Raw genomic sequence first — 19,216 nt, forward strand, 5'->3', positions numbered from 1 at the left:
AAATGAAAGACTGTATTTAAATAAACAACTAAAGCCATGACAAGTATTACTGTCAACTTACCTGAAACTGCTTACGAAATTGTGATCTCTCCTGGTTGTCTTTCTCAATTAGGAAGCCAGATGAAAAAATTAAATGTAGGAAAAAAGGTTTTAGTTGTTTCCAACCCAGAGATTTTTGCTGTTTATGGAGATACTTGTCTGCAATCTTTAAAAGCTGCTGGTTTTGAAGTTTATCATCACTTAATTCCTGCGGGAGAAACTTATAAAACTCTTCAATCTCTTGAACAAGTTTATGATACTGCCTTAAAACATCATCTCGAACGTTCTTCCACTTTAGTAGCTTTAGGTGGGGGAGTCATTGGTGATATGACTGGTTTTGCTGCTGCTACCTGGTTGCGTGGAGTCAACTTTGTTCAAGTACCAACGACGTTACTGGCAATGGTAGATGCTTCGGTGGGAGGAAAAACAGGAGTCAACCATCCCCAAGGAAAAAACCTCATTGGTGCTTTTTATCAGCCTAAATTAGTTTTAATCGATCCTAATGTTTTAAAAACTTTGCCAGAAAGAGAATTTCGCGCAGGTATGGCAGAAGTAATTAAATATGGCGTTATTTGGGACGCAGATTTATTTGGTAAATTAGAACAAGCTGAACAAATCGATAGTTTTGCTCATATTGCACCAGAATTATTAGAAACAATTTTAATCCGTTCAACTCAAGCAAAAGCTGATGTAGTTAGTCAGGACGAAAAAGAAGCGGGACTAAGAGCAATTTTAAACTATGGTCATACTATTGGTCATGCTGTCGAAAGTTTAACTCATTACGAACAATTTGTTCATGGGGAAGCAGTAGCAATTGGTATGGTTGCAGCAGGAAAAATTGCGACTCAAATGGGATTATGGACAGAAGAAGAAGCGGATCGTCAGGATCGATTAATTAAAAAAACAGGATTGCCAACTACTATTCCTGCTAAATTAGATGTAGATGCTATTTTAGAAACTCTTCAAAGCGATAAAAAAGTCAAATCGGGCAAAGTTAGATTTATACTGCCTACTCAAATAGGGAAGGTAGAGATTAGCGATCGCGTTACGACTGAAATTATTAATGAAGTAATTTTAGCTCTTAGGTAACCCAGATTATTTCCAGAGTGTCCCTGCTTTTTTCGCCAAAACTTCCATATTAAAAGAAGAGATATTTTTAATTGAATAATCTGTCTAGGTTTATCGTTTCTAAAGATTTTATTTTGAGTTTTTCTTGACTAGAATCTATGAGCCAATGACTGGATAGATTTAAGGTTTTACTAAATTCAAACCAGTCACTATATATATTGTGAGCAGTGTTGACTGTGCGATATCCTCTATATTTTGTCCATTGATCTTCAAGATATTCAACTGTTGATTTGTATTTAGTTGGCTTAATAAATATTCTTATAAATGTTTTAATAATTCTTAATTTAATTCTTTTTAGAAGAACTTTAGAAGGTACATACAAAGTAATAACAATTACTTCATCAAATTGTTGGTCAATTTCTGCAAGATATTTATAAGAGTTTTTCTTTAAATATATATTATACAAGTCATAATGTATGATGACAGTGACAGACTTTTTTAACTTTTCTAACTCTATTTTTTTGAGGTCTTTATACTCAAATGTAGGCAAAACAAATAAGTTTTGTACTTTTAACTGTTTGTATATATATGAATCTAATGTTTTGTTTTTAATAGCTTTTATTAAGGTAGTTTTTCCTGCACAAGAAGGGCCTGCTAGGATCAATAGCTGTGTAGAATTTGCCATAAAATTATTCAACTAAATTAACTAGTTTGGTTAATTTGAGGCAAAGCCAGAAATTAAAGTTAGTTTAACATCTATTGATAATTTAGGTTAAGGCTCTTTGGTCAATAACTTTTTGCTGCAAAATCGCTATATTAATTTAGACTGTCTCGCTCTAAATTGATCTCTTTAATTTGCAAGATGACTCCTAAGCATAATAAGGTTGTCAAACATCCTTTTCTTCGTTTGCTGAGATACGGACGTAAATATCGTGTTTCGATTTGGCAAGCAACTATCTGTTCGATTCTTAACAAACTTTTTGATCTCGCACCTCCAGCGTTAATTGGTGCAGCAGTCGATGTAGTAGTAAAACCACAGAATTCAATTATTGCTCGTTTCGGAATTACAGATGTCTTTCAACAGTTATTGATTATTTGTGCTTTATCTGCTGTTATCTGGGCTTTAGAATCGATTTTTGAATATGCTTATGAACGGTTATGGCGCAATCTGGCACAAAATATTCAACACGATCTACGTTTAGATGCTTATAGTCACATTCAGGATTTGGAATTAGCTTATTTTGAAGAACGTAGTACAGGGACACTACTATCAATTCTCAATGATGATATCAATCAACTAGAAAGATTTTTAGATATTGGTGCGAATGAAATTCTTCAGGTAATTACCACAGTAATTATTATCGGTGGGGCATTTTTAGTTTTAATTCCCAATGTTGCCTGGATGTCTATTCTACCGATTCCAATTATTCTTTGGGGTTCAATTGCTTTTCAAAAACGCCTCGCACCTCGTTATGCTGCTGTGAGGGAAAAAGTGAGTTTACTTAATTCTCGTTTGGCAAATAATCTTAGCGGAATTACTACTATTAAAAGTTTTACCACTGAAGCTTATGAATTAGAAAGGTTAAGACAGGAAAGTGAAGCTTATCGTCAAAGTAATCAAACAGCGATCGCTCTGTCGGCTGCTTTTATTCCCGTCATTCGGATTGTAATTTTGGCTGGTTTTACGGCAATTTTATTGTTTGGTGGGATGGAAGTAGTCTCTGGTGACTTAGCAGTTGGTACTTATAGTGTTTTGGTTTTTCTGACTCAAAGATTACTATGGCCCTTAACTAGATTAGGACAAACTTTAGATCTTTATCAAAGAGCAATGGCTTCTACTAATCGCGTGATGGATTTGCTAGATACTCCGATTGCCATTCATTCTGGTAAGTTATCTTTACCTACAGAAAAGATTCGAGGTGAAATTAATTTAGATCGAATTACTTTTGCTTATAATCAGTTCGATCCTATTTTTAAAAATCTCTCGCTACATATCCCAGCAGGAAAAACGATCGCGATTGTTGGTTCGACTGGTTCGGGAAAAAGTACGATTGTTAAGTTGTTGTTGAGATTATATGAAATTCAAGCAGGAAAAATAACTCTCGACGGGATAGATATTAAAGATATTTTCTTAAACGATCTAAGACGTGCAATTGGTTTAGTTAGTCAGGATGTTTTTCTCTTTCACGGTTCGGTTAAAGAAAATATTGCCTATGGTAGTCCTGAATATAGTTTAGAAGAAATCATTACTGCTGCCAAAATCGCTGAAGCAGATGACTTTATTCGTCGCTTACCTCAAGGTTACGATACCATCGTCGGCGAAAGAGGACAAAAACTATCTGGTGGACAGAGACAAAGAATTGCGATCGCTAGAGCCGTGCTTAAAAATCCCCCTATTTTAATCCTCGATGAAGCCACTTCTGCTGTAGACAATGAAACCGAAGCTGCGATCGCTCGTTCTTTAGAAAGAATTACTCAAAATCGCACTACTATTGCGATCGCTCATAGATTATCAACGATTCGGAATGCAGACTGTATTTATGTGTTGGAATTTGGGCAAATTGTTGAACAGGGAACTCACGAAGAATTACTCGCTAAACAAGGTATTTACGCTAATTTATGGCGAGTGCAAACAGGGGTTAGAAACAGAAAATACTAACTAAATTAATGCTAATTAAGGTATTGTTAAACTTTTACACTGAGCCTGATGGCGTAAAAAATGATCGCATAAAACCAAAGCTACCATTGCCTCAACCATCGGTACCGCCCTTGGTAACACACAAGGATCATGTCTACCTTTAGCTGCTAAAACGGTTTCATCTCCAGAATTGGTGACAGTTCGTTGTTGCTTACCAATTGTTGCCGTGGGTTTAAATGCAGCACGTAGAATAATATTCTCTCCATTAGAAATTCCTCCCTGAATACCTCCCGAACGATTGGTTACGGTACGAGTTTCGCCATTTTCATCGAGATAATATTGATCATTATGTTCACTACCCGTCATCGTTGTCCCCGCAAAACCCGAACCAATTTCAAATCCTTTGGTAGCAGGTAAAGACATGATTGCTTTGGCAAGCTCTGCTTCTAATTTATCAAAGACTGGTTCTCCTAATCCTTTGGGAACATGACGCGCTACACATTCTACTACACCACCAAGAGAGTCTTGATCTCTTTTAGCGCGCTCGATTAATTCGATCATTTGATCTGCAGATTCGGGATTGGGACAACGAACAATATTACTTTCTACTTGTTGAATCGTAACGCTATTACTATCTACTGACGCTTCTAAATCTTTAATTCGTTTAACATAAGCAACTATCTCTACACCTGCTACTGAGTTAAGAATTTTTTTGGCGACCGCTCCTGCTGCGACTCTACCAATAGTTTCTCTAGCAGAAGCTCTTCCCCCTCCTTGCCAGTTACGAATGCCATATTTGGCATCATAGGTAGCATCCGCATGGGAAGGACGATATTTGTATGCCATTTCATCGTAATCTTGAGAACGAGCGTCTTTATTTGTGACTAAAATTGCGATCGGTGTTCCTAGGGTTTTGCCTTCAAAGACACCAGAGATGATTTGACAGGTATCACTTTCTTTTCTGGGTGTCGTAATTTTACTTTGTCCTGGTTTTCTGCGGTCTAAGTCTATTTGTATTTCGGCTTCTGATATTTCTAGTTGTGGTGGACAACCATCGATGACGACACCAACGCCACCGCCATGTGATTCTCCAAAGGTTGTGATCCGAAATAGATGTCCGAATGTGTTTCCCATGATTTCATAGCAAGAGCAAGCGATTCATAATTTTATCGTATTTCTAGCCCAGAGAAATTTTTGATTGCTACTGCTGCGGAAAAATTTTCAACTGCTTTAGTGATTGAAGGGAAAAGATTACTTTGATTTCGTTATTTAATTTGAGCAATTAAAAACTATTAAGCTCAAAATTGTGTTATACCTATTAAGGTTTTATAAATTTGGCTGGTGTTGGAAGCAGTGTAATTAATTTTACTCTGTATCTTCACCTTTTAATAATCCGAGAAGTAATCAATTTAAATCTTGTCCTACAACTGCTACCGATTTTGTAGCTAGCAGTTTTTTTTATGTGCAAATTTTTAGCAGAGTAATCAAAATAATTAAGAGCAATTCATGACAGCAACTACCACCAAGGTTCAAATCAAACAGTCTCCTCAACTAGATACAAAAATTAAATTAAGAGATATTATCAACACATTACCTAAAGAAGTTTTTGTTAAGAATTCAAAAAAAGCTTGGTCTAAATTAATCATAAATGTTTTGTTGGTTGGTTTAGGATATTGGGCATTAGCTGTCTCTCCCTGGTTTGTTTTACCTTTTTTATGGATTTTTGTAGGAACTGGTTTAACTGGTTTTTTTGTAATTGGTCATGATTGCGGTCATCGTTCTTTTTCTAATCGTAACTGGGTCAATGATTTAGTTGGTCATCTGTTATTTTTACCTTTAATTTATCCTTATCACGCTTGGCGAATTCTTCATAATCATCATCACAAACATACCAATAAATTAAAAGTCGATAACGCTTGGGATCCTTTTACTTCAGAAGATTATGCTCAGTTTTCACCCCTGGTGCAGTGGTTTTATCGTAGATTAAGGGGTTGGTTTTGGTGGGTAGGTTCAATTGCTCATTGGGCTAGTTTGCATTTTAATTGGTGGCAATTTGAAGGCAAACAAAGACAACAAGTTCGTTTTTCAGTATTGGTAGTGTTGTTAGGTGGTGGAATTTTTTTACCTACATTACTGATTACTACCGGTTTTTGGGGTTTAGTTAAGTTTTGGTTATTACCTTGGCTGGTTTATCACTTCTGGATGAGTACTTTTACTATTGTTCATCACACGATGCCAGAAATTCCTTTTCAATCAGAATCAGAATGGCACGAAGCTTCAGCCCAACTTTGTGGAACTGTACATTGTAAATATCCTTGGTGGGTAGAGTTTTTATGTCATGACATTAATGTTCACATTCCTCATCATCTTTCTAGTGGTATTCCCTGGTATAACTTACGTCAAGCTCACCAAAGTCTGAAAGAGAATTGGCGCGATTATCTGTACGAGTCTGAATTTTCTTGGTCTTTGATGAAAAAAGTTGCCGAACAATGTCATTTATATGACGAACAGAATAATTATCGCACCTTCAAAACTTATCATCATTCTAACTAGCGATCGCTCTGTAGGGACGTTTCAAAAAACCTCCCTACTTCAAAAATATTCTTTTTTGGATTTTATATAACTCTTCCAAAATATGCTGCTAACTCTAGATGAATAGGATGAGGGTAGAAGATTTTTTTTATTTGAAAGTCTTTGACATTGTTTTACCAATCATCATCAAGCCTCAGACTTTCTGCTTCTGCCTGTAATTCTTGAAAATAATCGCTTTGAGTAATTTTAGCTACTTCCTGCTCCCGCTTTTGCTGATCGATCTCGATTTTTAATTCTTCTAACTGCCGTTTGAGTTGTTCTTCTTGACACTTGCGTTCGGAGATATCTTGAATAATACCTTCGTAATACAATATTTTTCCACTTGGATCGTAGACTGCTCTAGTATCTTCTTCCACCCAAATAATACTGCCATCTTGGCGGTAAACTTGGTACTCCCAGTTATGAACTTTTCCATACATATCTAAGTGGCGTTGAAATTCCTTCCTACCTTGGGGATCTACATATACTTGGCTACTTATTTCGGTGACGTTAGCAATCATTTCTACTGGAGAATCATAACCGTAAATTCTAGCCATGGCTGGGTTGACACTGATGAAACGACCGTCTGGACTCGACTGAAAAATACCTTCTAGAGCATTTTCAAAGATACTACGATAGTTTTCTTCGGCAATTCGCAAAGCCTCATTTTTTTCCTTCAAAAGATGAAAGGAATTTTTGAGTTGATGAGACATACTGTTGAAAGAATTTGCCAACTTTTCGATTTCGATAATGCGACTGGGTTTAACGTGTTGATCTAAGTTGCCTGCTGCAATATCTTCGGATGCTTGAGAAACTCGCATAATAGGATAAGTAATCCAGCGAGAGGTGAGAATACCAAGAGCGATCGCTACTCCTAATGCTCCCAGACTTAACCACAAAGTATTACGCTGACTAGCATTAATCTGCGACATAAAATCCGCTTCAGGAATGGTTAGAATTACCAGCCAATCTAGATTTCGATCTTGGAAAGGAACTACTTGAACGTATTGCCTCTCTCCATTGAGCTTAAAATCGAGTTGTTGAACGGACTGAATTTGATTGAGGTTACTAAACTGAGTGTTTAGATATTTCGCTGTCTCTCGAATATTTGCATTAGCACTGGCTGTAGCCAAAAGTCTTTCACTCTGTTCGCCACTTCCTGTAACCATCGGTTCTTGAGACGAGGTAGCGACCAATCTTCCCGATCGCTCTACAATAAAGGCAGTACCCGTCTTACCAATCTCCAGGTTTTGCAAGAAAATACTCAACTCTTGGGGCAAGAAAAAGTCAGTAGCACATACCCCGATGGCAGCGTTTGTTTGATCGTAGACAGGAAAACTTGCCGTAACCGTAGGAAACAGAGTAGAAAAGGCGAGGTAAATTTCACTCCAAACTTCCCCTCGTGCTGTTTTTGCTGCCTCATACCAAGGGCGCACGCGTGGATCGAAGGGTTTATCGAAGCTGCCAATTTGTTGGGTTGTGAGATCGCCCCGTTCATCGAAGCCGAAACCCTGGCGAATAAAGTTTGTCTCAGAATTGCTAAATTGCAGAACAACCTTGGTGGAATCTTGCTCTGAAAGCCTCCTGACGCCGAAAAATCCACCCTGTTCATCTCCACAATAAATAAAACTCAAGGTTGGATAGTTCTGCATTTGCTGCCAAAATAGATGCTCCCCCCTGGGGTTGCTGACATCAATATCTCCCCGAGCAAAAGCAGTGGCATTCAAGCGATTGATCGCTTTAGGAATTTCAATATAAGAGTCCAGTCTTTCTGTAATGCGATTGCTGAGTTCGGTGCGTAATTGACTGGCAACATCATTAATTGCTTGTTGTCCGCTGCGGTAAGCAAGAAACCCAACTAAGCCAACAGCAGCAACAATTTGTAGAACGAAAGGAACAACCAGTGTAGTTCGTAAGCGAAATTTGCGGAGATAGCGATCGCTTAAACCTTTTGGATTAATCATTATAAAATAAAGCTTTTACCAACCATCAACTAAATCATTGCCTTCAATCCATTCGTTTAAATCTCGCTCTGGTTCGGCGACGTTAAACAAATGCAAGCCAAAGTCTCTAGCAAGATCTTCACAGACTTTGATACCCCGCACGCTGTTGCCCTTGGCATCGAGGGGTGGTGAAAACGTGCCAATGCCTAGCTTTCCAGGAACTAATGCTGTAATTCCACCACCTACACCACTTTTAGCCGGCATTCCTACTTTGTAAATCCATTCTCCCGAATAATCGTACATACCGCAGGTGAGCATAACGCTGATTACATCTTGCACGTAACGCTCATCCAACGCTCTTTCTTGGGTAACTGGATTTACACCCCCATTAGCTAGAGTTGCTGCCATCATGCCCAAATCCCGAGCATTGACCATAATAGAACACTGTTGAAAATACAAATCGAGGGTTTCTTCAATGCGATCGCTAATCATACCAAAATTAAGCATTAAATAAGCGATCGCTCGGTTTCTATTGCCCGTTGCTTTTTCTGAAAGAAACACAGGTACGTTGAGATCTAATTCTCGTCCCGTATAACAACGGAACATTTCTAAAACACGTTTGAGTCTTTCTGTGGCACTGTTGCCTCGAATCAGATCTGTAGTTGCGATCGCTCCTGCATTAACCATCGGATTATAGGGACGATTGGTTTTTTCATCCAGGACAATAGAGTTAAAGGCTTCTCCCGTTGGTTCAACACTCACTTTACTGTTGACATATTCCCTGCCACAATCTTCTAAGGCCAAGCCATAAACAAAAGCTTTAGAAATCGACTGAATAGTAAACAGTTTGTCACAGTCACCTACTTCAAATTCCTGTCCTTTACTAGTAATTGCACAAATACCAAACCATTCGGGAGTAGCTAATGCTAGTTCTGGAATGTAATCTGCTACTGCACCATCGGTAAGAGATTGATATTTTTCATGTAAGTCGATCAGATAGCTACGAAAAGGAGAAGCAACTGCCTGAATGGAGTTAGTCAGAGAAGTCAAATCGTTGTTTGCCATGAGCGTAGAATTATGAAATATTTTTGGTTAAGCAACAATGTGTTGAGCTACTTTGCTAAATTCCTGACTTACAGGATGAGTGGGATATTTGACGCAAAAAACTCCTTCGCTGGCAAGCTGTACCAAATCTTCTGATAAAGGAAATATTCCCGCTACGGGTGCGGTATAGGTTTCCTCTACTTTTTGCCGTAATGCTTCTAAATTCATACTGCTCAAAACCTTGTTTATCGCTAGCAGCATCTTACGTACTTTTAATTGTCGCGCCACATCCACAGTTACTGCCGTGCCTTGATAGTCTTGTTTATCAGGACGCAAAATCAAAATCAAAATGTGAGAAATAGCGATTGATAAAAAAGTTTCTTTAGATAAACCTGGATGAGTATCGATGAATAAATAGTCTAGTTGCAAACCCTTGACTAACTTGCGAAAGCCATCATTGAGAAGTTTGACATCGTAGCCTTCTTTAAGAATTTTGGCAATGTCATCTGCTTTGAAGCTGGAAGGTACTAAAAAAAGTTTGCCATCGCCTTCTATGCCTACATTAGCACTGACATCGTAGGCAGCATCTTCCATTGCTGCTCGTCCCCAAAGATAATCATTAAGAGTTTTGTTAATATCGTCTGCTTCGAGACTAAAAAGCATATGAATCCCAGGAGAAGGCAAATCAGTATCAACAATGCCGACTCGATTACCTTGCGAAGCAACAGTTGTTGCTAAGTTGGCAGTAAAATTAGATTTTCCTGTTCCGCCACGATAGGAATGAATGGAGATAACTTTAGGCATTTGGTATAGTTAGATACTAAAAATTATTTTTACTCTTTGTAAATTAAGTGTAAAGTATACAGCATTATCGCTTTAATAATAACCAAAAAAAATTAGCGTTAATTAAACTAAAAAAACGCTATTTTGTCATTAATTCATGACAGTTTTTAACTAGTGTAGGGTAGCAGAAATAATGCCTGAGTTAAATAGCTCGGCACAAATAAAACTAACTGACTAAGGTCTTCATTTGTTCTTTTTTCTTTTTTTTAAATTCAAATTGAAGATTAAATCATAAAGAAATCAGGTTAAAAATCAACCATTTCTGTAACAGTTTTAGCTATTACTTCTGGTTGCCAAACAGCAACAGTATTTAAACTACTTTTCAGAAACATAGTTTGACAGAGACGGCGTTGAATCTTGCCACTGGAAGTTTTGGGAATGCTGCCAGTTTTAATCAATGCGATCGCACTTACTTCAACTTCATGTTCTTTGCCTACTGCTTGACAGATAGTATTTACCAATTCCTCTGCATTCAAGTTTCTTAAATAACTGCGTTCGATTTCCTGAACAATCACTAATTTTTCTGCTGTTCCTGTTTCTACGGCAAAAGCTGCACCACAATTTAACCTAAAAGCAGGATGGGATTCTTGTACGGTTCTTTCTACGTGTTGGGGATAACAATATCTGCCCCAAAAAATCATGACTTCTTTTAATCGCCCTGTGATATACAATTCTCCATCTTGGAAAAAGCCTAAATCACCTGTACGTAAAAAGGGTCCTTCACCTGTGGCAAGATAAGCTTGAAAGGTTTGTTGAGTTTCCTCTGGTTGTTCCCAGTAACCTTTACCTATTCCCGAACCCGATACCCAAATTTCTCCTACTTGTTTGTCACTACATTTAGTTAATGATTCGGGATTAACAATGATAATTTCCGTATCTAACCAATTTTTACCACAACCAACGATTGCTCTTACTCCTGATTGTTCGGGAGTAACTTCCATTACTCGATTTTGCGCCAAAGCTATTCCATCGACATATTTAATCTGAGGAGGTGCGGTTTGTAAGCCTCCAGAAACAAATAAAGTAGTCTCTGCCATACCATAACAAGGATAAAAGGCTTTTGAGCGAAAACCGCAAGCAGCAAAAATACTACTAAATCTCTCTATCGTTTCTGCCCTTACAGGTTCAGCACCAGAAAAAGCTACTTGCCAACTACTTAAATCTAATTCAGCTAACTGTTCTTCTGTAGCCCGTAAACATAATAAATCGTAAGCGAAATTGGGCCCTCCACTAGTAGTTGCCTGATACTGGGTAATCGCTTTTAACCAGTTAAGAGGCTGTTGACTTAAAGCGATCGGAGACATCAAAATACTCTCTGTTCCTAAATAAACTGGCTGCAAGACATTGCCAATCAAACCCATATCGTGATACATCGGCAACCAACCAACTACTACCGTATCTTTCGTATGTTGGAAGGCTTGTTTAATCATCTCCTCATTACAAAGAATATTGCCATGAGTTACCATCACTCCTTTAGGTATGCCTGTCGAACCAGAAGTGTATTGTAAAAAAGCCAGAGTATCTTCATTAATTTTTGGTTGCATCCAATCTTGAGCCAGATCATTAGTAAGATCGTCAGTAGCAAGACAATTGAATCCCGTGTGTTCTAATTGAGACTCAAACAGAGTTAAAAAATCTTTAGTCGTTAAAACAATAGTTGCTCCAGATGCGATCGCTCTTTGTTGAAGTTTAGCAATTTCCTTACCATGGCGTGGCGGAGTCGTAGTAACTGCAATCACTTCAGCATAAAGACAACCAAAAAAAGCTGCAATAAATTCTAAACCCGCATCATAAGAATAAACCAACAAAGCCCTCGAACCAGCAGGAACTAAAGATTGCAACTTTGCTGCGATCGCTTTAGCTTGACAATCTAATTCAGCATAAGTTAAAAGTGCCGATTCTGTTTTACTATCTTTAAGGAATCTATAAGCAATTTGGTTTGGTCGATCTAAAGCTCTATAGTTTAAAAGATCAACTAAATTAGAATGATTTGTCATTTGCTCCTGTTTAACTGATAAAAGTAAAAAAGTAAGGAACTTATGTTGTCAAAAATAATTCAAAATACACTAGCTAACTATTGATAGTGGATTAATTATTTTTTATCTTTGTTGTATCTGTATTATGTTGTTCATTAACTTTACTTCGGGAAACTTAAATAAAATCTTATCTCGTCTTTTTACTACTGGTATCCTAGCAGCAATGGGTATCTTTGGAGGTATAGTTCCAGAGATTTCTCCGCAATTTCCACAGTTGTCAATGATTTCTTATGCTTATGCTCAAGATTATACTCAAGATGAAGTAGTCAATTATGCTAGGGCTGGTTTCCAAGTAGAAATGTTACGACAACAGGTTTACAAAGAAATTAAAGGTATTATTAATCAACCTCCACCCGATATAGTTTGTAATCAACCAGCAACTTTAGAAAATTTATCTAGTAATGTCAAAAAAATTGCGACCAAATATTGCGATGATTCTCGACAAATTGTCCAAAGAAATAACTTAACAATTAATCGTTTTAATGAACTTAAACAAGTTTATGACCGTGGCGGTTCTTTTTATCAACAAGTTCAAAATATTTTAATTGAGCTTCAAAGACCATAAACAAATCGTTTTTTTGAAATTATTCTTAATTTTTTATCTTACTTTTCACATTTATATTTAATTAAATAAAAATATGGTCGTGACCAACAAGGATTGACCATATTCTGAAAAATTGAATCTTGAGTAAGATTAAGCTTTCGTTAAATTAGAAAAACTAATTTTTAAGTAATCTTCTTCCATTTTTGCTCCTGATGGAGTTAACGCAGCCAAGGCTTGAGGCAAAACTAAATTGCGGCGATGATTCCCAATTCTAATATTTAACTCATCACCAGTTTTATTTAATTGAATTTGTTCTTTAGGAATTCCAGGTAGATACAATTCCAGACTATAATTATCTTTGTTTTGCACTACTTTAACAGTATTTTCTTGATAATAAACCTGAGCCGGGTCTTCATCTTGATAAAGAATCTCTTTAAGCTTTTCTAAAGCTTCTAATCCACACATTTCTTCGGAAAAAAGTGGTGCTTCTTTTACAGGTAAAGGATGAAAATTATCATAAATTTCCTGTTTATAAACTGTTTGATTTTCTTTCCAACGTTGGAAGAAAGGATCGCTTACAGAATCGGGGATAATTCGGTTAGCTACTACCAAATCTGTCGCTACATTATACAAACTTAAATAAGCATGAGCGCGGAGAGATTCTTTAATCACCATTTTTTCAGGATTCATTACCAAACGCACCGAAGTTTGATTATTATCCGTCAACACCTTTTCTAAAGCTTCAATCTGTTCGTAAAATTCATAAGGCGCATCCATTACTTCTTTATCTGGTAAAGAAAAACCCGTAATCGGTTTAAAAATTGGCTCAAACAATGGTCGTAATGCTGCTGACATTCCCTGTAAAGGTTTGTAAAAACGTCTCATATACCATCCCCCTACTTCTGGAAGACTGAGTAATCTTAAAGCAGTTCCTGTTGGAGCAGAATCAATAATGAGTACATCAAAATCGCCTTCATCATAATGACGCTTCATTCTTACCAAACCAAAAATTTCATCCATTCCTGGTAAGATTGCCAATTCTTCAGCTTGAACACCTTCTAGACCTCTTGCTTGCAAGACTTGGGTAATATAACGTTTTACTGCACCCCAGTTGCCTTCCAGTTCCATTAGTGCATCTAATTCTGCACCCCACAGATTAGGACGTACTGATATAGGTTCATGACCTAATTCCAAATCAAAACTATCTGCAAGAGAATGAGCAGGATCTGTACTCAAAACCAAAGTTTTATAACCAAGTTCGGCACAACGAAGACCAGTAGCAGCAGCTACTGAGGTTTTACCTACGCCTCCTTTACCAGTCATTAAAATTACGCGCATATTGAAGTTTTGTCCTAGCTGAATAAATATATTTACATTACTTATTATTATTGTGAATTTTGTTTAAAACCGAACAAATTTTGTTTCAAAACTTCCCAGGGAGAAATGTGCCAATAGTCTATATGAGCAATAATTAAACCGTTTTGATTGAGTTTAAGTTCACTCCAACCAGGAATGCTCAAACGTGGTTGCCAAGGCAGAGGGGAAGTCAAGTGTAAAGTCCATTCTGTTTTAAGACAATTTTCCTGAAGGCTAATGTCATGTAGATCTAAGTTTATCTCCCTAAAAAAATTCCCCAAAAAACCAATCATAGTTTGATAGCGTTGAATTCCCCGAAACTCGTTCAAAGGGTCTTTAAAATAAACATCGTCAGCGTAAATACTATAAGTTTGGTTCTTGGGAAAGTTTTGATAGTCTTGTTTGATAATTTCAATGATTTCCATTGTGTAGTTTATGATTCGTTAGCGTCTACTTCTGACCATAATCGCTTTAACTGATATTTCCAAGCACCCAAAAATTGTTCTCTTTCCTCGGGTTTTTGATTCAGTCCGCCCAACATTCCTTCTTGATAAAATCTTTCTAGAGTTTGTAAAGTTGTCTCCAAACTTTGATTTTGAAGTTTAGCAGCATAAATGATTTGACGAATACGTCCTTCAATTAAATCTTGAAAAGATTCTGACAAACCTGCTTCTGCCATAGTTCCTAAAGAGGTAATTGCACTTTGTAAATCTTCTGAAGTTAAACTTTCAAGCCGATGATAAAAAACACCCCACAACACATTTTGTCCTATGGCATAGCGAACTTCACCAGTTGATTCAAAATTAGCTGTTAACAATTGCTCAAACATCACTTGGGCTTCGCTTACTGGTGCAATAGGAGTCAACAAGCGTAACCACGAATGATTTTCTGATAAAATAACTAATAAGTTCAAGCGATCGCTTTTAACTTGCCATGTATCTTCATCATTGTGAGCGATCGCATCAGAATTGAACAATTGAGCAAGAATGACAGAAATTTCTTCAATTTTCATTATTAAAAAACAAGTCTTATTAATTAAAAATGTATACTGAAGTTTCGTCTAAACAATCTACATTTAGTCAGACTTTAGCGGTTTCCACGTTTTAGGACTACAGTAAACATTTAGATTTTTGTTGATAGTTGTTTGTTGGTCGCTACGCGTCCCTTCGGTGAGGTTGATTATTAATCTCTCATAATTAGTAATTACTAACTGATAACTGTTATAGATCTGATGATATGAATACTAACAATTTAGTTAATTGGGAATGGCTTTCTCAATTAGACTACCAAACTTATCTTTTCCATAGACGATGGATGCAACAGGCTCTTCAATTAGCTCATCAAGCAGGAAAACAAGGAGACGTACCTGTTGGTGCAGTTATTGTTGATAGTCAAGGAAATTCTATTGCTCAAGCAGCCAACCGCAAAGAAAGAAATCAAGATCCTACTGCTCATGCTGAAATTCTTGTTTTAGGTACTGCTGCTCGGGTCAAACAAAATTGGTATCTTAACGATTGCACTCTCTACGTTACCCTAGAACCTTGTCCTATGTGTATTGGAGCAATTATTCAAGCCAGAATCAATTTACTTGTATATGGTACTGATGACCCCAAAACTGGTGCAGTACGTACTGTAATTAATCTTCCTGATAGTGCTTGTTCTAATCACCGACTGAAAGTTTTAGCTGGCATTGAAGAATTTCATTGTCGTCAGCAACTACAAAATTGGTTTGCTAACAAAAGAAGCTAATCTAGCGGTTCTCAATTTTTAGAGCTACAGTTCATTTCCCTGGTTGTTGTCGATTGTTAATTGTTGATTATTTATTCCTCATAATTAGTAATTAGTAATAATCTAAACAGGTTTTTATGAATTTGCTTAAATTGGTAAACGTTGAATATTTTTATTACTGCCAATTATCACCATAATTAATCCTTGAGTAAGTTTTTGCTGAGGATCGGGATTGATCACAAATTTATCACCATTACTGACTGCTAAAGCAATCACTCCATAACGCCCTCTCAGTTCCAATTGGGCTAAAGTTTTGCCATGAAATTCTTCAGGAATTAAGATCTCAACAATACTATTTTCTGGGTCTAATTCAAAGCGTTCAAGAATAGCTGGTTTAGTTAAAGTCTGAGCTAAAGCACAACCAGCTTCATACTCAGGAAACACCACATGATCTGCACCAACTCTCTGTAATAATTTACCATGAATTTCTGAAGAAGCTTTAGCGACGACATAATTAACCCCAGCTTCTTTAACATTAAGAGTAGTAATAATACTTTCTTGAAGATAATTACCAATCGCAACAATCACCGTATCCATTTCAAAAATACCTGCTTCCTTTAATGACTCTGGTTCAGTCGAATCAAGTTGAATGGCATGGGAAGCAATCTTTTGTGTTAATGCTTGAGTAACAAGTTTTTCATCGATATCTGTACCTAAAACTTCATAACCCATTCGATGTAAAGAACTACAAACTGCTCTGCCAAAACGTCCTAATCCAATCACTGCAAATTGACGATTTTCTTTACGAAGATTATTCAAAAATTTGAGAGATTTTAAATTCACTCTTAACCTCGTTGATCTTTAATAATTTATTTTATTTTCTCCTGAGCATTTTCATTTGATTGCTTAACCAACCAATAAATTTTCTTCTGGGTAGTTTAAGGTAGTAGGGCGAGGATCTCCAATAATAGCTGCAATCAACAGTAAAATTCCTACTCTTCCTGCATACATTGTCATAATTAACATCAATTGAGATAACTTAGAAAGACTAGCAGTAATTCCCGTAGATAAACCTACAGTTGCAAAGGCGGAAACAACTTCAAACAAAATTGCAATTAAATCGATACTTCCATCTATTGAAGAAATAATAATAGTAATAAAGACAATAGATGCAGCAGAGCCAAATACCACTGCAACTGCTTTTAAAATTAGAGGATATGGAACTTCTCTTTGATATAAAATAACTTCATCTTTTCCTTCTAAAACTGAACGAGTACAATTAAATAAAATTCTTAAGGTTGTAGTTTTTATTCCTCCACCTGTCCCACTAGGACTTGCTCCGACAAACATTAAACCAATAGTTAAAAATAAACCTGCTGTAGTCATTTTTCCAATATCGATTGAATTAAACCCAGCAGTTCTAGTAGTGACAGACTGAAACCAAGCTGTCAAAAATCGACCTTGAATATCTAAATTTCCCAACGTGTTTTGATTGTCGAATTCGATCAACCAAAACCCAATAGTACCTAATATTAAAAGAATAAGTGTAGTGCTTGTAACTACTTTAAAATTGAGAGAAAAACAAAATTTTTCTTTACGTTTTTGGATTCGATTCAACAACCATATATACATTTCAATGATTACTTGATAGCCAATTCCACCAAAAATAATTAATCCAGGAATAACTAAATTAATTGTCCAAGAAGAAGCATATTGAATGAGATTATCAGGTAATAAACCAAAGCCAGCATTATTCCAAGCACTAATACTATGGAAAATTGCAAACCATAATCCTTGTGATAAGCCAAAATCTTTGGTGAAAATTGGCAACATTAAAAAAATCGCTGTAATTTCAAAAAGTAAAGTTGTGGCGATAATTGAACGAATTAAATTAGAGCTTCCTTGCAAAAAGGGGCGGTCAAAAGATTCTTGAATGGCAAACTTTTGTTTGAGGTCAAATTTTCTTCCGATTAATAAAATTAGAAAGGTAGTAATCGTCATATAACCTAAACCACCAATTTCGATTAACAGAGCAATAATTAATTGTCCCCAAAAGGAAAAATAACTTCCTGTATCGACTACGACTAAACCCGTAACACAAACCGCAGAAGTAGAGGTAAATAAAGCCACAATCGGATCGTTCCACTCACCATTACTGGTAGCAAAAGGCATCGTTAATAATAAAGTCCCAATAACTATAACGGCTAGGAACCCCAGACAAATAGTTCGAGCTATGGTCATAATCGATCAAAATTTTAGATACAAAAAAATGCTCTTTTTTGGAGCTTACCCTAGATTACAAGAATTTAATTATGTCTAGTTTTATTTTGAGTTGGATTGTTAACTTCAATTATCCATTGAACTAATTCTTGCCATTGCGGTGATTGAATTAGCGTATTGGTATCAAATTTTATGCCCCAGTTATGAGAAAATTGTGCAAAACTTTCAACCCAGTTCGTGACAGTCGCTATTGCAGAAAAGGGTCTATATTGCCAAGCTCGTTTAAGATAATCTGTCATTTCAACAGGATGATCTGTATAGTAGAGATACCAAGCAATCCATACTAATGTACCATAACGAACAGAATATTCCATTAGTCTAACTTTTTCTGGTAAATTAGGTTGAGCAAAAAAAGAGTCAATTACAGCACTAAGAGAACGAGCTTGTGGTAAGCCTTTGTGCATTGCACTTTGTTCATGTTGACGATAACAAACAGTAATTTTACGTAACCAAGCAGATTGACATCCTTTATAAGCTAGTCTTAAAACTAATTCTGTATCTTCAGCAGGAGGAAAACGAGCATCAAAACCACCTGCGTATTCTAACCATTTACGACGGAACATCATCGCACTAGGTAGAACTGGTTTCCATCGTAACCAGTTTTCAAGATTTAGTTGCGGAGTTTGTTCCCAAGGTTTAACATCTAATAACTTGTTGCCCACAGAATCAACTCTTTGCCAACCACTATGAACAATTCCTAAATCTGGTCTTTTATCAAATATCTCTGCTTGTGCTGCTAGTTTGCCTGGCAAAAAGTAATCGTCTGCATCTAAAAAAGCAATTAACTGTCCTTTAGCTGAAGAAATCCCATTATTTCTAGCTGCTGCTACTCCTTGATTGATTTGTTTTAGATAACGAATTTGATCGTGATAGGGTTGCAGAATTTCTTCTGTGCGATCGCTTGAACCGTCATCAATGACGATTATTTCATAACTACAATTTTGCTGCTGTAAGACACTATCTATTGCCTGACTGATATAGCGATCGCAATTGTAAGTAGGAATAATCACACTTACCTGGGGTTCAGCAATAGTAGCTTTCATAATTGCTCAAAATCAACGTTTATTTTGAAATAATATTTTGTTTAGCTAATTTCGATTAATAGCTAATTATCTTAGCTTTAATT

The 19,216-nt window shown here is 36.5% G+C and carries 17 protein-coding genes; 5 read left to right on the forward strand and 12 right to left on the reverse strand.

All coding sequences use genetic code 11. The features are described 5' to 3' along the window. The first annotated feature begins 36 nt into the window (after positions 1–36). Entirely contained in the window at positions 37–1,128 is a 1,092-nt protein-coding gene (aroB, locus tag STA7437_RS10545) for a 3-dehydroquinate synthase (RefSeq protein ID WP_015193371.1), read from the forward strand. 67 nt (positions 1,129–1,195) lie between these two features. On the opposite strand, the gene STA7437_RS10550 is transcribed toward aroB, so the two are convergent. Beyond that, positions 1,196–1,792, reverse strand: coding sequence for a DEAD/DEAH box helicase family protein (locus STA7437_RS10550; RefSeq protein ID WP_015193372.1), 597 nt, complete (start codon positions 1,790–1,792; stop codon positions 1,196–1,198). A gap of 177 nt (positions 1,793–1,969) precedes the next feature. On the opposite strand from STA7437_RS10550, the gene STA7437_RS10555 reads away from it, so the two are divergent. Continuing rightward, the gene (locus STA7437_RS10555; protein WP_015193373.1) at positions 1,970–3,766 is read left to right on the forward strand and encodes an ABC transporter ATP-binding protein; all 1,797 of its coding nucleotides are present in this window, start codon (positions 1,970–1,972) and stop codon (positions 3,764–3,766) included. Between the two features lie 15 nt (positions 3,767–3,781). Here STA7437_RS10555 and aroC read toward each other — a convergent pair whose 3' ends face one another. Further along, positions 3,782–4,879, reverse strand: a complete 1,098-nt coding sequence (gene aroC / locus STA7437_RS10560; protein ID WP_015193374.1) for a chorismate synthase — start codon at positions 4,877–4,879, stop codon at positions 3,782–3,784. Positions 4,880–5,251: 372 nt separating this feature from the next. On the opposite strand from aroC, the gene STA7437_RS10565 reads away from it, so the two are divergent. Beyond that, positions 5,252–6,298 carry a fatty acid desaturase gene (locus tag STA7437_RS10565; protein ID WP_015193375.1) on the forward strand — a complete coding sequence of 349 codons (1,047 nt, stop codon included), beginning with the start codon at positions 5,252–5,254 and terminating at the stop codon, positions 6,296–6,298. 152 nt (positions 6,299–6,450) lie between these two features. On the opposite strand, the gene STA7437_RS10570 is transcribed toward STA7437_RS10565, so the two are convergent. The 4 genes from STA7437_RS10570 to STA7437_RS10585 all read right to left on the reverse strand — a co-directional run bounded on the left by STA7437_RS10570 (position 6,451) and on the right by STA7437_RS10585 (position 12,143). After that, a complete protein-coding gene (locus tag STA7437_RS10570) occupies positions 6,451–8,280 on the reverse strand; it encodes a PAS domain S-box protein (RefSeq protein ID WP_015193376.1) in 1,830 nt (609 codons plus the stop codon). A gap of 15 nt (positions 8,281–8,295) precedes the next feature. Continuing rightward, positions 8,296–9,324: a glutaminase A gene (glsA, locus tag STA7437_RS10575; protein WP_015193377.1), complete on the reverse strand. Its 1,029-nt coding sequence runs from the start codon at positions 9,322–9,324 to the stop codon at positions 8,296–8,298. 27 nt (positions 9,325–9,351) lie between these two features. Next, the gene (locus STA7437_RS10580) at positions 9,352–10,107 is read right to left on the reverse strand and encodes a MinD/ParA family ATP-binding protein (protein ID WP_015193378.1); all 756 of its coding nucleotides are present in this window, start codon (positions 10,105–10,107) and stop codon (positions 9,352–9,354) included. Positions 10,108–10,391: 284 nt separating this feature from the next. Continuing rightward, on the reverse strand, positions 10,392–12,143 hold the full coding sequence (locus STA7437_RS10585) for a fatty acyl-AMP ligase (protein WP_015193379.1): 1,752 nt from the start codon (positions 12,141–12,143) through the stop codon (positions 10,392–10,394). 124 nt (positions 12,144–12,267) lie between these two features. On the opposite strand from STA7437_RS10585, the gene STA7437_RS10590 reads away from it, so the two are divergent. Beyond that, a complete protein-coding gene (locus STA7437_RS10590; protein WP_015193380.1) occupies positions 12,268–12,747 on the forward strand; it encodes a DUF4168 domain-containing protein in 480 nt (159 codons plus the stop codon). A 129-nt stretch (positions 12,748–12,876) separates the two neighbouring features. Here the strand turns inward: STA7437_RS10590 and STA7437_RS10595 are convergent, their stop codons facing one another. Genes STA7437_RS10595 through STA7437_RS10605 form a run of 3 tightly spaced genes read right to left on the reverse strand, consistent with a single transcriptional unit; the run spans position 12,877 to position 15,094 of the window. Then, on the reverse strand, positions 12,877–14,064 hold the full coding sequence (locus STA7437_RS10595; RefSeq protein ID WP_015193381.1) for a TRC40/GET3/ArsA family transport-energizing ATPase: 1,188 nt from the start codon (positions 14,062–14,064) through the stop codon (positions 12,877–12,879). Between the two features lie 47 nt (positions 14,065–14,111). Beyond that, positions 14,112–14,507 carry a DUF2358 domain-containing protein gene (locus STA7437_RS10600; RefSeq protein WP_015193382.1) on the reverse strand — a complete coding sequence of 132 codons (396 nt, stop codon included), beginning with the start codon at positions 14,505–14,507 and terminating at the stop codon, positions 14,112–14,114. An 8-nt stretch (positions 14,508–14,515) separates the two neighbouring features. Then, positions 14,516–15,094, reverse strand: coding sequence for a type III secretion system chaperone (locus STA7437_RS10605; RefSeq protein WP_015193383.1), 579 nt, complete (start codon positions 15,092–15,094; stop codon positions 14,516–14,518). A 224-nt stretch (positions 15,095–15,318) separates the two neighbouring features. On the opposite strand from STA7437_RS10605, the gene STA7437_RS10610 reads away from it, so the two are divergent. Then, a complete protein-coding gene (locus tag STA7437_RS10610; protein WP_015193384.1) occupies positions 15,319–15,831 on the forward strand; it encodes a nucleoside deaminase in 513 nt (170 codons plus the stop codon). Positions 15,832–15,957: 126 nt separating this feature from the next. Here the strand turns inward: STA7437_RS10610 and STA7437_RS10615 are convergent, their stop codons facing one another. From STA7437_RS10615 to STA7437_RS10625, 3 genes are all read right to left on the reverse strand, one after another. After that, positions 15,958–16,653: a potassium channel family protein gene (locus STA7437_RS10615; protein ID WP_015193385.1), complete on the reverse strand. Its 696-nt coding sequence runs from the start codon at positions 16,651–16,653 to the stop codon at positions 15,958–15,960. Between the two features lie 63 nt (positions 16,654–16,716). Further along, the gene (locus STA7437_RS10620) at positions 16,717–18,051 is read right to left on the reverse strand and encodes a TrkH family potassium uptake protein (RefSeq protein WP_015193386.1); all 1,335 of its coding nucleotides are present in this window, start codon (positions 18,049–18,051) and stop codon (positions 16,717–16,719) included. Positions 18,052–18,116: 65 nt separating this feature from the next. Further along, positions 18,117–19,133, reverse strand: coding sequence for a glycosyltransferase family 2 protein (locus tag STA7437_RS10625; RefSeq protein ID WP_015193387.1), 1,017 nt, complete (start codon positions 19,131–19,133; stop codon positions 18,117–18,119). Positions 19,134–19,216 lie beyond the last annotated feature (83 nt).

This window comes from Stanieria cyanosphaera PCC 7437, from assembly GCF_000317575.1.
In the GTDB taxonomy this organism is placed as follows: Bacteria; Cyanobacteriota; Cyanobacteriia; order Cyanobacteriales; family Xenococcaceae; genus Stanieria; species Stanieria cyanosphaera.